At 75.5% G+C, this 12,601-nt stretch carries 13 protein-coding genes; 4 read left to right on the top strand and 9 right to left on the bottom strand.

Annotation, left to right across the window (positions count from 1 at the left end; genetic code table 11):
* Window positions 1-13 precede the first annotated feature (13 nt).
* Genes ACI79S_RS11890 through dapE form a run of 4 tightly spaced genes read right to left on the bottom strand, consistent with a single transcriptional unit; the run spans window position 14 to window position 2,771 of the window.
* Window positions 14-466, bottom strand: coding sequence for an SRPBCC family protein (locus ACI79S_RS11890; protein WP_456593640.1), 453 nt, complete (start codon window positions 464-466; stop codon window positions 14-16).
* The gene (locus ACI79S_RS11895; RefSeq protein WP_456593641.1) at window positions 459-827 is read right to left on the bottom strand and encodes a DivIVA domain-containing protein; all 369 of its coding nucleotides are present in this window, start codon (window positions 825-827) and stop codon (window positions 459-461) included. The genes ACI79S_RS11890 and ACI79S_RS11895 overlap by 8 nt, the downstream gene beginning before the upstream one ends.
* Window position 828: 1 nt before the next feature.
* Entirely contained in the window at window positions 829-1,662 is an 834-nt protein-coding gene (locus tag ACI79S_RS11900) for an LOG family protein (protein ID WP_456593642.1), read from the bottom strand.
* Complete coding sequence (gene dapE, locus ACI79S_RS11905) at window positions 1,659-2,771, bottom strand: succinyl-diaminopimelate desuccinylase (RefSeq protein WP_456593643.1); 1,113 nt, start codon at window positions 2,769-2,771, stop codon at window positions 1,659-1,661. The genes ACI79S_RS11900 and dapE overlap by 4 nt, the downstream gene beginning before the upstream one ends.
* Window positions 2,772-2,844: 73 nt before the next feature.
* Between dapE and dapD the strand changes: the two genes are divergently transcribed.
* Window positions 2,845-3,825: a 2,3,4,5-tetrahydropyridine-2,6-dicarboxylate N-succinyltransferase gene (dapD, locus tag ACI79S_RS11910; RefSeq protein WP_456593644.1), complete on the top strand. Its 981-nt coding sequence runs from the start codon at window positions 2,845-2,847 to the stop codon at window positions 3,823-3,825.
* Between the two features lie 89 nt (window positions 3,826-3,914).
* Here the strand turns inward: dapD and ACI79S_RS11915 are convergent, their stop codons facing one another.
* Window positions 3,915-5,012: an alpha/beta fold hydrolase gene (locus tag ACI79S_RS11915; protein ID WP_456593645.1), complete on the bottom strand. Its 1,098-nt coding sequence runs from the start codon at window positions 5,010-5,012 to the stop codon at window positions 3,915-3,917.
* A gap of 232 nt (window positions 5,013-5,244) precedes the next feature.
* On the opposite strand from ACI79S_RS11915, the gene ACI79S_RS11920 reads away from it, so the two are divergent.
* Window positions 5,245-5,958, top strand: coding sequence for a hypothetical protein (locus ACI79S_RS11920; protein ID WP_456593646.1), 714 nt, complete (start codon window positions 5,245-5,247; stop codon window positions 5,956-5,958).
* 54 nt (window positions 5,959-6,012) lie between these two features.
* On the top strand, window positions 6,013-6,561 hold the full coding sequence (locus tag ACI79S_RS11925) for a hypothetical protein (protein ID WP_456593647.1): 549 nt from the start codon (window positions 6,013-6,015) through the stop codon (window positions 6,559-6,561).
* Between the two features lie 78 nt (window positions 6,562-6,639).
* Here the strand turns inward: ACI79S_RS11925 and dapC are convergent, their stop codons facing one another.
* A complete protein-coding gene (gene dapC, locus ACI79S_RS11930; RefSeq protein ID WP_456593728.1) occupies window positions 6,640-7,761 on the bottom strand; it encodes a succinyldiaminopimelate transaminase in 1,122 nt (373 codons plus the stop codon).
* Window positions 7,758-8,084 carry a ferredoxin gene (fdxA, locus tag ACI79S_RS11935; RefSeq protein WP_456593648.1) on the bottom strand — a complete coding sequence of 109 codons (327 nt, stop codon included), beginning with the start codon at window positions 8,082-8,084 and terminating at the stop codon, window positions 7,758-7,760. Before fdxA ends, dapC begins: the two co-directional genes overlap by 4 nt.
* Before the next feature lie 218 nt (window positions 8,085-8,302).
* Between fdxA and ACI79S_RS11940 the strand changes: the two genes are divergently transcribed.
* Window positions 8,303-11,161 (top strand): bifunctional diguanylate cyclase/phosphodiesterase, encoded by a 2,859-nt coding sequence (locus tag ACI79S_RS11940; RefSeq protein WP_456593649.1) that lies wholly within the window; start codon window positions 8,303-8,305, stop codon window positions 11,159-11,161.
* Window positions 11,162-11,203: 42 nt separating this feature from the next.
* On the opposite strand, the gene ACI79S_RS11945 is transcribed toward ACI79S_RS11940, so the two are convergent.
* Together ACI79S_RS11945 and mshB are read right to left on the bottom strand one after the other, a co-directional pair.
* A complete protein-coding gene (locus ACI79S_RS11945; RefSeq protein ID WP_456593650.1) occupies window positions 11,204-11,626 on the bottom strand; it encodes a hypothetical protein in 423 nt (140 codons plus the stop codon).
* Window positions 11,623-12,516, bottom strand: coding sequence for an N-acetyl-1-D-myo-inositol-2-amino-2-deoxy-alpha-D-glucopyranoside deacetylase (mshB, locus tag ACI79S_RS11950; protein ID WP_456593651.1), 894 nt, complete (start codon window positions 12,514-12,516; stop codon window positions 11,623-11,625). Before mshB ends, ACI79S_RS11945 begins: the two co-directional genes overlap by 4 nt.
* Between the last annotated feature and the right edge of the window lie 85 nt (window positions 12,517-12,601).

Genomic DNA, 12,601 nt, shown 5'->3' on the forward strand with positions numbered 1-12,601 from the left:
GCCCCGCGGCAGGTCAGTACGTGCGTGCGAAGGCTGCGAAGCGCCGCAGCGACCAGCGGATCCCCAGGAGGGCGAACGGCCTGACCAGCGTCCAGCCGAGCCGGCCGAGCACCCCGTAGGGCAGGTCGAGCCGCTCGGTCCAGACGAAGGTGCTCTGCTCGCCCCGCGGCTCGATCTCGAAGATGCCCGGCCCCCGCACCAGCCGGCCGGTGTGCTGCACCTCCACCCGGCGCGGCGGCTCCCACGCCGTGATCACCATGGTGTCGAGGAGCCCTAACCGGAACCCGCCGGGCGCCGGCAGCCCCGTGCGGGCGGCCAGCCGGCCGCCGACACCCTGCGCCGGTCCGTCGACGGTCCGCACGTCGGTCGCGAGCATCCACTCGCCCTGCCGGGACCAGTCGGTCAGCGCGGCCCACACCCGCACGGGCGGCGCCTCGACCGCCACCCGCTCCACCAGCTCAGGCATCCCGCGTCCCCTCTCGTCCGGGCGGATGGACGCCGGGATCGGTCGGCGTCTCCTGCCGGCCGCGTGCGGCCAGCTCGGCGCGGAGCGCCGCGATCTCCGCGTCCCGCTCGTGCAGGGTCTGCGCCAGCTGGTCGAGGAGCCAGTCCACCTCGACCATCCGGTAACCGCGGGCGGTCACCGAGATCCGCAGCGCCCGGACGTCGTCGGCCACCACGCGCCGGTCGTCGGGCAGCTCGACCGGCGACCGTCCCGGGTCCGCCGGGGGCTGGGTCTCGCCCCGTCCCATCAGCAGCGAGGCCACCAGGAACAGCGCGCCACCGACCAGCAGGACGGCGACCACGAAGAGGACGAAGGAGAGCACGTCAGGCGTCGGACGGGCGGGTGTCGACGGGCGCCCGCATCCCCCCGCCGTTGTCCCCTGCCTGGCGCGCCGCCTCGGCGGCCTGGATGACCGCCACCGCCTCGGCGACGTCGTCGGTCACGGTGACCAGGTCGAGGTCACCGGGGCTGATCGTGCCCTCGGCGATCATCGTGTCGCGGATCCAGTCGATCAGGCCCGACCAGTACTCGCTGCCCATGAGCACGACCGGGAAGCGGGTGACCTTGCGGGTCTGCACCAGGGTGAGCGCCTCGAACAGCTCGTCGAGCGTGCCGAAGCCGCCCGGCAGGATCACGAAGGCCTGCGCGTACTTCACGAACATCGTCTTGCGCACGAAGAAGTAGCGGAACGAGATGCCGACGTCGACCCACTCGTTGAGCTCCTGCTCGAACGGCAGCTCGATGCCCAGCCCGACCGACATGCCCCCGGCCTCGGAGGCGCCCTTGTTCGCCGCCTCCATGGCGCCGGGGCCGCCCCCGGTGATGACGGCGTAGCCCGCCTGCGACAGCGCGGCCCCGAGCTCGACGCCGGTGGCGTAGTGGGGGTGGTCGCGCGGCGTGCGAGCGCTGCCGAACACGCTGACCGCGCGCGGCAGCTCGGCCAGCAGCCCGAAGCCCTCGACGAACTCGCTCTGGATCCTGAGCACCCGCCACGGGTCGGTGTGCACCCAGTCGCTGGGGCCGCGCTTGTCGAGCAGCCGCTGGTCGGTGGTCGACCCCTGCCGCTGCGGGTCGGGCTCGCCACCGCGCAGCACGATCGGGCCGCGGTGGCGGGTGGGCCGCGGCCGGCGGCCGTCGGACGGCGGGGTGGCGGTCATGCGGTCCTCCCGGAGAGGTAGGCGGTGAGGGCGTCGACGGCCGGTTGCAGCCGGTCGACCAGGACGTGCTCCTCACGGGTGTGGGCGAGCTGGGGGTCGCCCGGCCCGTAGTTGATCGCGGGGATGCCGAAAGCGGCGAACCGGGCGACGTCGGTCCAGCCCAGCTTGGCGCGCGCCGGGCGGCCCACGGCGGCGACGAACGCGGCCGCGGCCGGCTCCGAGAGCCCGGGCAGCGCCCCACCGGCGTTGTCGACGACGGTGAGCGTGGCGCCCCCGGTGATCGCGTCGGCGAACACCTCGCGCACGTGCGCCTCGGCGGCGTCCTCGTCGCGGTCGGGCGCGTAGCGGAAGTTGACGGTGAGGGACGACTCGTCGGGGATGACGTTCCCGGCGACCCCGCCGGCGATGCCTACCGCGTTCAGCCCCTCGCGGTAGGTGCAGCCGTCGATCTCCACCTCGCGCGGCCGGTAGGCGGCCAGCACGGCGAGCGCGCCGGCCAGCCCGTGGATGGCGTTCTCCCCCAGCCAGCTGCGTGCGCTGTGCGCCCGGCGGCCCTTGGTCTCCAGCACGGCCCGCAGGGTGCCCTGGCAGCCGGCCTCGATCTCGCCGTCGGTCGGCTCCAGCAAGATCGCGAGGTCGCCGTAGAGCCAGCCGCGCCGTTCGCGCGCCACCCGGCCCAGGCCGTTCTTCACCGCCTCGACCTCCTCGTTATCGTAGAAGACGAACGTGAGGTCGTGCGCCGGCTCCGCCCCGGGGACGCCGAATGCCGCCGCCAGGCGCAGCATCACCGCGTCACCGGCCTTCATGTCGCTGGTGCCGCAGCCGTAGAGGCGACCGGTGGCCTCGTCCAGCCGGCTGGGCACGTTGCCGGCGATCGGCACGGTGTCCAGGTGGCCGGCCAGGACCACCCGGGTCGGCCGGCCGAGGTTGGTGCGGGCGAGCACGGCGTCACCGATGCGCTCGACCTCCAGCCCGCCCAGCGCCCGCAGGGCCGCCTCCACCGCGTCGGCCAGGGCGGACTCGCTGCCCGACACCGACGGCGCGTCCACCAGGGCGCGGGTCAGCGCGAGGACGTCGGCGGACAGGTCGAGCGGCGGCAGGGTGCTCACGACGAGGAAGCCTAGGGCCCGCCTGCCGTACCGGCCCGCCCCGCCGCGGATCCGCCTCGGTAGCGTTCCGGGCGTGACTGACGCAGCATCCGCCCCCGTCTCCGCATCCGCCGCCGGTCTGGCCACGGTCACGCCGTCGGGCACCGTGCTGGACACCTGGTACCCCGAGCCGCGGCTCGAGGCCCCCGCGGGCGCGGTCACCGGCACCACCCGCCTGGGCGCGCTCGAGCTCTCCGGCGAGCTGGGGCCCGACTACGGCGGCCTGGTGCGCCGCGACGAGGCGCGCGGGGTGGAGATCATCGCCGTCCGCACGGTCATCGCGGACCTCTCCCAGCCGCCGGTGGACACCCACGACGTGTGGCTGCGGCTGCACCTGCTGTCCACCCGCCGGATCAAGCCGCACGAGGCGAACATGACCGGCGTGTTCGGGCTGCTCACGAACGTGGCCTGGACCAGCGCCGGGCCGGTGGAGGCGGCGACGTTCAACGCCCACCGGATGCGGGCGGCCCTCGGCCACGTGACCGTCTTCGGCGTCGACAAGTTCCCGCGGATGGTCGACTACGTCATCCCGTCCGGCGTGCGGATCGCCGACGCCGACCGGGTCCGCCTCGGTGCCCACCTGGCCGAGGGCACCACCGTCATGCACGAGGGCTTCGTCAACTTCAACGCCGGCACGCTGGGGCCCTCGATGGTGGAGGGCCGGATCAGCGCCGGCGTGGTCGTGGGCGCCGACAGCGACATCGGCGGCGGTGCCTCGATCATGGGCACCCTGTCGGGCGGCGGCACCCAGGTGATCTCGATCGGCAGCGGCTGCCTGCTGGGCGCCAACGCCGGCATCGGCATCTCCCTCGGCAACGGCTGCGTCGTCGAGGCCGGGTGCTACGTCACCGCCGGCTCACGGGTCACGCTGCCCGACGGCTCCCACGTCAAGGCCAAGGAGCTCTCCGGCCGCGACGGGCTGCTCTTCCGGCGCAACAGCGTCAGCGGCGCGCTCGAGGCGCTGCCCCGGAACGGCGACTGGGGCGCGCTCAACGCCGAGCTGCACGCCAACTGACGGCCGCCCTGCAGGGGCCCGCCGCGAGCGGGCGAGCGGCGGGGGGCCGGGTGGTCCTTCCACCTCCGGGCCGCACTCGGCACGACGGGTCAGCGAACCGGTGCGAGGTGCTCCAGCAGGGCCACCACGAACTCCTGCGGCCGCTCGACGTGCGGGGAGTGCCCGACCCCGGGGAGGACGACCTCGCGGTAGGTGCCCCCGGCCGCGGCGTACCGCTCCAGCACGGCGCGGGTCTGGGCGATCATCGGCTGCGGCGGGCAGACCGCTTCTCCCGGCCAGCCGGGCACCGCACCCAGCTGCCCCAGGTAGGCCAGGTCGAACGCCGAGGTGTCCGACACGATCGCGTCGGCGTCCCCCCGGATCCACAGCACCGGGGGCTTGTCGGCCAGCTCGGCGAGACCCGACACGTCCATGACCGTCGGCGCCATCGTGTTCAGCACGCCGCGCTCCCCCGGGGCCACCCCCGGCCACGTCGGGCTGGGCACGGAGTCACCCGGGTAGTGGTCGGCACCGGTGCGGGTGGACAGCATCGAGGCGACGAAGACGTCCTCCATCGCGGGGTCCAGCGGCAGGGACCCCGGCGCCACGTAGAAGGCCCGCAAGATCGACCGTGGACTGGTCGGGCTGCCGGTGCCCGTGTCGCCGGCAGCGAGCGCGGCGACGAACTCGGGGTTGGCCGCGCCGCCCCCGGAGCCCGCGCCGTCCTCGGCGAGGCGTCGTCCCTCCGGCCCGGCCGTCCCGCCGAAGCCGTACGGCGAGACCGGGGCCACCAGCGCCACCGACGCGACCCGCGCGGGCGCGTCGAGCAGGTACTGCAGCACGACGCCCGCGCCCATGCTCCAGCCGACCAGGTGCACCCGCTCGACGCCGAGGGTCTCCACCAGCGCCGCGACGTCGTCGGCCCAGTCGCGCACGCCCCGGCGCGCGTCCACGGGGAGCGGATCGGTGGCGCCGTAGCCGCGCAGGTCGACCGCGACCGGCCGCACGCGCGCCTCCTCGGCCAGGGTCAGCAACGTCTGCTGCCAGAAGAGCGCGGAGCTGACGTTGCCGTGCACGAAGAGGACGACCTCGCCGCCGGCGGCGCCGAGCGCCGCCGGCTCGACGGCGGCCGGGTGCACGACGTTCTGGGTCAGTCGCGGGGTGGTCACCCGCGTGGTGGTGATCCCGGGCAACAGGACGTCAACCATGGCTCCTCCTCGACGGCGGGCACACGCTATCGACGCGAGCCGGGCGGGAACAGCCCCCGGAGACGGCGCGCACGCCCTCCGGCGACCGGGAGACGCAGCGGTGGCCGGCGGAGACCCGGCCACGCGAACGGTGCGGGCACGGCGCTCGTCCCACTTCCCCCGCGCCTCGCCGGCGCCGGCCCGTGACCGCGTCCGGGGAACGGTCAGGAACGCCGCTTACAGTCGGTGGACGATGACCAGCCCCCGCACCGCGACGCACCACGCCGCAGCCCGGGCGCGCAGCACCACCCGTGCCCGGCCGGCCGCCCGCCGCCGCGCCACCGGGCACGGGGGCGGACGCCGGGGCACCGGGCGTCGCCCCCGCCGTCGTCCTCCCGTCCGCCGCCCGGCGGCCCAGCGGTCCGGCCGGTCCGGGGGCGCCACCGGGCTGGTCCGGTGGTGGCCGGCGCTGCTGGTGACCGCCGCGCTCCTGGCCGGCGTCGGCTGGGGCGCCGAGCGGCACTGGGAACCCCCCGCGACCGGCACCTGCACCGTGCCCGACGGCTCGGTCACGGTCACCGCCGAGCAGGCCGCCAACGCGGCCACGATCGCCCGGGTCGGCCGGGACCGCGGGCTGCCCGACCGGGCCGTCGTCATCGCGCTCGCCACCGCCCAGCAGGAGTCGCGGCTGCGCAACCTCGACTACGGCGACCGCGACTCCCTAGGCCTCTTCCAGCAGCGGCCCTCGCAGGGCTGGGGAACGCCCGAGCAGGTGCGCGACCCGGTGTACGCCGCCGGCAAGTTCTACGACGGGCTGGTGACCGTCCCCGGCTGGGAGGCGGGCCGGCTCACCGAGATGGCCCAGGCCGTGCAGCGCTCGGCGTACCCGGAGCTGTACCAGCAGTGGGAGGGCATGGCGCAGCAGCTCACGGCCGCCCTGGCGGCCGAGACGCTCGACTGCACCTGACCACGGCCGCCGCGCCCGGTCCCGGCGTGGGCCCGGGTCCCCCGGCGGGGGGACGTGGCAGGCGCGGCGCTCAACGAACGCCCCCGTGGCACCGACTTCCTCGCCATGACGATCGCGTCCGACGACCTCCCCCGCGCGGTCCCCGCCGCAGCCGCCGACGTGACGGCCCTCCTGCCCTCGCGGGAGGCGCTGCTCCAGCGTCTGGCCGAGGAGCTGCCGGCAGCCGCCCGCCAGCCGACCAGCCTCATCGCGCTCGGTCTGCTGCGCCGTGACGACGGGTGGCCCGCCCCGCCGGGCACGATGGCGCAGGTCACCATGCTCCTGGCCCGCTCCATCCGCGGAGACGACTGGGTGGCCTCCTGCGGGCCCGCGGACTTCGGCATCGTGCTCGCCGGCCCGGTGGCGGCCGCGCAGACCGCCGCCACCCGGCTGGTCTCGGCGGTGCTCGCGCTGGGCATCCCGGGGGTGCACGCGGCGGCGGGCATCGCGCCGGTGGACCCCGCGCTCCGGGCCGGCGAGATCTTCCGCCGCGCCACGCTGAGCCTCACCGCCGCGCGGCGGGTGGGTGCCGGCACGGTGATCCGGTACCGGGAGCCCCCCTGAGACCCGGGGTGCGCCGGCGACTCCCTCACCCGTTCACCGGCCGGCCGAAGGTCCGCCGGTGAACACCAGGCGCCGGGCTCAGCCGGCCAGCCGCTGTACCGCCGCGTCGATCCGCTCGTCGGTGGCGGTCAGCGCCAGCCGGACGTGGCGGGCACCGGCGGGGCCGTAGAAGCTCCCGGGGGCGACCACGATCCCGAGCCCGGCCAGCCGGTCGATGGTGACCCAGCAGTCCTCGTCACGGGTGGCCCAGAGGTACAACCCGCCCTCGGAGTGGTCGATCCGCATGCCGGCCGCACGCACCGCCGCGGCCAGCCTCTCCCGCCGTCGGCGGTACCGCTCGCGCTGGGCGTCGACGTGCGCGTCGTCGTCCAGCGCGGCGGCCATGGCGGCCTGGACCGGCCCCGGTACCAGCAGGCCGAGGTGGCGGCGCACCTCCCAGACGCGGCGCACCAGCTCCGGATCGCCGGAGAGCAGGCCACCCCGGTAGCCGGCCGCCGTCGACTGCTTGGACAGCGAGTGCACCGCCAGCAGCCCGGCGTGGTCCGCACCGGCGACGTCGGGGTGCAGGATCGACCGGGGCGCCACGTCCCAGCCCAGCGTGATGTAGCACTCGTCGGCCACGACGGGCACGTCGTGCGCGCGGCCCCAGGCGACCCACGCGCGCAGCTGGTCGACCGTCAGCACCCGGCCGTGGGGGTTGCCCGGCGAGTTCAGCCAGACGAGGGAGATGCCGGCCGCGTCGGCCGGCGGGGTGTCGCTCCGGCGCACCGCGAGGCCGGCGAGCACCGCGCCGACCTCGTAGGTCGGGTAGGCGACCTCGGGCACGACCACGGTGCTCGCACCGCCGGAGAGCCCCAGCAGGGTGGGGAGGAGCGCGACGAGCTCCTTGGAGCCCACCGTCGGGATCAGCGAGGGCTGCGCGCCCAGCGGGTCGGCGACGTGCACGCCCAGCCGCCGGCGGAGCCAGTCCGCGGCGGCCGTGCGCAACCGCGCGGTGCCGAGCGCCGTCGGGTAGCCGGGGGCATCGGCCGCCCCGGCCAGCGCCTCGCGCAGGACCGCCGGGGTGCCGTCGACCGGGGTGCCGACCGACAGGTCGACCACTCCGCCCGGGTGCAGCGCAGCACGTGCCCGCGCCCCGGTCAGGGAGTCCCAGGGGAAGTCCGGCAGCGCCCGTGGCGCGCCGGGGACCGCAGCGGTCAGCTGCCTTCGCCCTGGGGCGGGAGCGCGGCCACCAGCGGGTGGTCCTTGCCGATCTTCCCGGTCTTGGCGGCGCCGCCGGGGCTGCCCAGGTCGGAGAAGAACTCGACGTTGGCGTTGTAGAAGTCCTTCCACTTGTCCGGGACGTCGTCCTCGTAGTAGATGGCCTCCACCGGGCACACCGGCTCGCACGCCCCGCAGTCGACGCACTCGTCGGGGTGGATGTAGAGCATCCGGTCACCCTCGTAGATGCAGTCCACCGGACACTCGTCGATGCACGCCTTGTCGAGAACGTCGACGCAGGCCTGGGTGATGACGTAGGTCACGGGGTTCCCTCCCGGGGACTCTCGGGCGGCGCGCCGGCCGGGGCCGGTCGCGTCAGATGCGCTCCTAGTATCACCTCCCGCGCCGGGGCGCGTTCGACGGGCCACCCGTCACGTCCCCCGAGCGGGGCACGTCGACGCTGCTCCCGGGGGGCTCCCCCCATCGGGGTGGGTCGCCGGCGCCCGCTCAAGCACCGGAGCAGGGCGCCGATCTCGATCACGTGTCCCGGACGACGCAGGACGAAGCAACGCCGCGGCTCGAGCCGCCGGCGTCCCCCTTCGACGCGCACGCCGCCCTGGTCCACCTCCTCTTCCGGCTGCGCGCATCCTCCGGGGCGACGCGGGTGTCGGTGTGGGTGCACGAGGCCACGACCGAGCTCGTCGTCCCCTTCCGGCACTCCGGCTGCGCCGCCCGCGAACCGCTTCCCCTGCACCCGGCTCTGCGCACCCCCGCGGTGCTGGCCGACTCCCCCTTCCTCTCCGCCGTCGTGACCGGCCGCCGGGCCGTCGTCGCCCACGCCGGCGGGCGGCGGGCCGAGGACCGCGAGCTCGCCGAGGTCGGCATCCGCTCCGCGCACGGCGAGCCGCTGGTGCTCGACGGCGAGGTCGTCGGCGTCCTGACCGTGGAGCCCGCCGCGGCCGCCGCCCCCCACCTGCTGCGCCAGGTCACCCCGCGGATCGCCGCGGCGCTGACCGAGGCGTGGAGCCGGCGCACCCAGCAGCGCCGGCTCGACCAGGCCGCCGTGCTCCTGAAGCTGATCGAGTCGGCCGCGCAGGCGCAGTCGATGGACCACCTGCTCGGCTCGGCCTGCCGCCAGCTCGCCGAGCTCGGCGAGGTCGAGCGCGCCTGCGTCTTCCTGCTGCAGGACGGTCGGCTCGTCCCCCGCATGGCCGCCTACGCCGACGGCCGGCAGGACCTCGCCACCTGGCGGCAGTTCCGCAACGCGCCCGTCGCCCCCGAGCTGGCCGAGACCGTGCTGCGCACCGGTACCCCGATGACCGCCGACCGTGAGTCGGGACTGATCTCGGGGTGGTGGGTCGACTCGTTCCACATCGCCTCCGCGCTCGCGGTCCCGCTCGGTCGCAGCCCCGACCTGGCCGGCGTCCTCACCCTGGACAGCACGCAGGTGCGACCGTTCTCCGAGGACGTCCGCCGGCTGGCCGCCGCCGCCGGTGCGCACCTCGGCGGCGTCATCGAGCAGGCCCGCACCAGCCAGGCCCGTGCGGCGTCGCTCACGACCGCCCGCGTCGTCCGGCAGCTCCTGGTGGACGGTTCGGCGGTGACCGGGGTGGCGGCCGCCGCCGAGGTGCTCGCCCGTGCCGTCCAGCGACTGGCCGGCACCGACCGGAGCGCGGCCTACCTGGTCGACGGCGACGGGCGGATCAGCGAGGTCCGGCACGTCGACTGGCCGGAGGAGCACAAGCAGGTGGTGCAGACCCGGCTGGTCGGCCGGGCGGCGAGCGGCGTCCCCCTGTGGCGGCTCACGAACGAGGAGAAGTCCGCCGTCTTCGTCGAGGACGCCGCCACCACCGACCTGCTCGACCCGGAGCTCGTGCGGGCGCTGGAGGTGAGCTCCTACATCAGCGTGCCGCTGATGTCCGGCGACCGGCTCCAGGGCCTGGTGGTCACCGGATCGGTCGGCGCACCCCGCACCTGGAGCTCGTCGGTCCGCGACGCCGTCCGGCAGGTGACGCTCGAGGGCGCGCTGGTCGTGGAGAACGCCGAGCTGCGCGCCGCCGAGCAGGAACGCCTGGCCCAGCTGGCCACCGAGGCGCACCACGACCCGCTCACCGGCCTGGCCAACCGCCGCAAGTTCATCGAGACGGTCGAGGCCACCGTCTACGGCGACCGTGGCCGGCGCTGCGCCCTGCTCATGATCGACCTCGACCGGTTCAAGGAGATCAACGACAGCTTCGGGCACAGCGTCGGCGACGACCTGCTCTGCCTGGTCGGCCCCCGCCTCGAGCGGACGCTGGGGCCCGCGGACCTACTGGCCCGCATGGGCGGTGACGAGTTCGCCGTCCTGCTGCCCGACGCCGACGCCGCACGGGCCCGCGAGGTCGCCGAGGGCCTGGGCGTCGCGCTGCGCGACGCCTTCGTCCTCGACGGGATGTCGCTGCACGTGGACGCCAGCATCGGCATCGCCCTCTGCCCGGACCACGGTCGGGACCGTTCGCTGCTCCTGGCCCGGGCCGACACCGCCATGTACGCGGCCAAGCGCGGCCGCCACGGCTACGAGGTCTGGGCACCCGACGGCACCCCGGCCTCCCGCGACCGGCTGGAGACCCTGGAGCAGCTGCGATCGGCGCTCGACGGCGATGAGCTGGTCAACCACTACCAGCCCCAGCTGGACCTGCCCACCGGCGCCGTCGTCGGGGTCGAGGCGCTGGTCCGCTGGGAGCACCCCGACCGCGGTCTGCTCTACCCCGACGTCTTCCTGCCGCTGGCCGAGCAGGCCGGCCTCATGCGCCGGCTGGCGCTGCGGGTGCTGGAGCGCTCGCTGCGGGACCTGCACACCTGGCGGACCCACGGCCACGACCTCTCGGTCGCGGTGAACCTCTCGGTGTCCAACCTGCAGGACGTCGCCCTCCCCGAGCAGGTGGCGATGCTGCTCGACGCCTGTTCGGTGCCCGCGAGCGCGCTGGTCCTGGAGATCACCGAGGACGTCCTCATGGCCGACGCCGCCCGCAGCCAGCAGGTCATGGCGGGGCTGCGCCGGCTCGGCGTGCGGCTCTCGGTGGACGACTACGGCACCGGCTACTCGTCGCTGTCCTACCTGCGGGCGCTGCCGGTGGACGAGCTCAAGCTCGACCGCAGCTTCGTCACGCACCTGACCTCCGACCCGCGGGCGGCGGCGATCGTGCGCAGCACGCTGCAGCTGAGCCGCGACCTCGGGATGAGCATGGTGGTCGAGGGCGTCGAGGACGCCGATGCCCTCGCCGCCCTGCGCGAGTGGGGCTGCGACGTCGCGCAGGGGTACCACATCTCCCGGCCCATGCCGGCCGAGCGGGTGCTGGGCTGGCTGAACGCCCGCCCGCTGCCGGCCGCGCACGATGCGGTGACGCCGCGGCGGAACTGAGGCGCCGCGCACCGGTGCCGGCTCGCTACGCGCGGCCGGGGTTCACCGGGCACCACCGCGACCGGGGGGTCTCGCCGCCGTGGTCCGCCGGACGGGCGTGCCGAGGGCCAGGCCGACGGCGAGGGCCGCGGCGAGCACCCCCAGCAGCAGGAACGCGCTGCTGGCCGCGCCCAGCGCACCCCCGGAGACCAGCAGCAGGTCCCCTTCCGGGCGGCGCACCATCGCCGCCAGCGCGACGACCAGCCAGGTGACGGCGGGGAGCGCGGCGACGACCTTCGATCCGCTCAGCCACAGCGCCGCGCGGACCAGCAGCAGGTTGCCCACCACCGCCGCGACCACCGAGACGGGCAGCAGCACGCCACCGACCCGCAGCGGCAGCCAGAACACCTCCACGATCGCCAGCCATGCCGCGACGACGACCGCCGCGACTCCCAGAGCGACCGTGGCCGGCCACCGGCGGCTCACCCCGGCAGACCGGCGAAGAGATCGTCCTCCCGGCCGTCCGGACCGGCGCCGGGTCCGCGCTCACCCTTGACCAGCCGGTAGTACTCGACGCCGAGCACCTCCTGGCCGAGGTTGTTCGACAGCGCGAAGAACGGCCCGTCGACGGTGATCTGGGTCGGGTGGGCGCGCATGGCGGCGTCCTTGCGATCGGCGTACGCCCGGGCGTCGACGGCGCAGTCGACCACCTCGTCGGGCACCACGAAGGGCACGTCGTCGAGGTCCCCCAGCGCCTCGAAGGGCGAGGCCTCGCCGAGCGCGGCGAGGGCCTCGATGCCCTCCCGCACCACCGAGCGCGGCATGGCCGACCAGTACACCTTCGCCACCTCCCAGGCCGGGCCGAGATCGGGGCGGTAGCCGGCGTCGGCCGCGGCCTCGACCGCCCGCATCGCCACCCGGTGGGCCTGGATGTGATCGGGGTGGCCGTAGCCGCCGAACTCGTCGTAGGTGACGAGGACCTGCGGCCGGACCTCGCGGACCACGGCGACGGCGTGCGCCACCGCCTCGTCGAGGTCGGCGTTCCAGAACGCGCGCGGGTGGTCGTTGGCCGGCGTGCCCATCATCCCCGAGTCGCGGTACCGCCCCGGTCCGCCCAGGAAGCGGACGTCCACGACCCCGAGCGCCGCCATCGCCGCGCGCAGCTCCCAGATGCGGTACCCGCCGAGCTGGTCGGCCTGGTCCGCGGCGAGCTGGGCGAGCTCCGGCACGAGGACCTCCCCCTCCTCCCCCAGCGTGCAGGTGAGCAGCGTGACGCGGGCGCCCTCGGCGACGTAGCGGGCCATCGTGGCGCCGTTGTTGATCGTCTCGTCGTCGGGGTGCGCGTGCACGAGGAGCAGTCGTCGGTCAGCGGTCACGGTCGGCCATTCTCCCTGAGGCCGTCGCCGCGGCGAGGGGGCCGGGTGGCCGCAGCGCCGTCCTCCCCCACCGTGCGCCGTCCTC

This window comes from Blastococcus sp. SYSU DS1024 (genome assembly GCF_054050795.1).

Coding starts and splice junctions, on each gene's coding strand:
- ACI79S_RS11915 (WP_456593645.1), bottom strand. CDS start 5,012: ATGGTTGACGTCCTGTTGCCCGGGATCACCACCACGCGGGTGACCACC.
- ACI79S_RS11890 (WP_456593640.1), bottom strand. CDS start 466: ATGCCTGAGCTGGTGGAGCGGGTGGCGGTCGAGGCGCCGCCCGTGCGG.
- ACI79S_RS11920 (WP_456593646.1), top strand. CDS start 5,245: ATGACCAGCCCCCGCACCGCGACGCACCACGCCGCAGCCCGGGCGCGC.
- ACI79S_RS11900 (WP_456593642.1), bottom strand. CDS start 1,662: ATGACCGCCACCCCGCCGTCCGACGGCCGCCGGCCGCGGCCCACCCGC.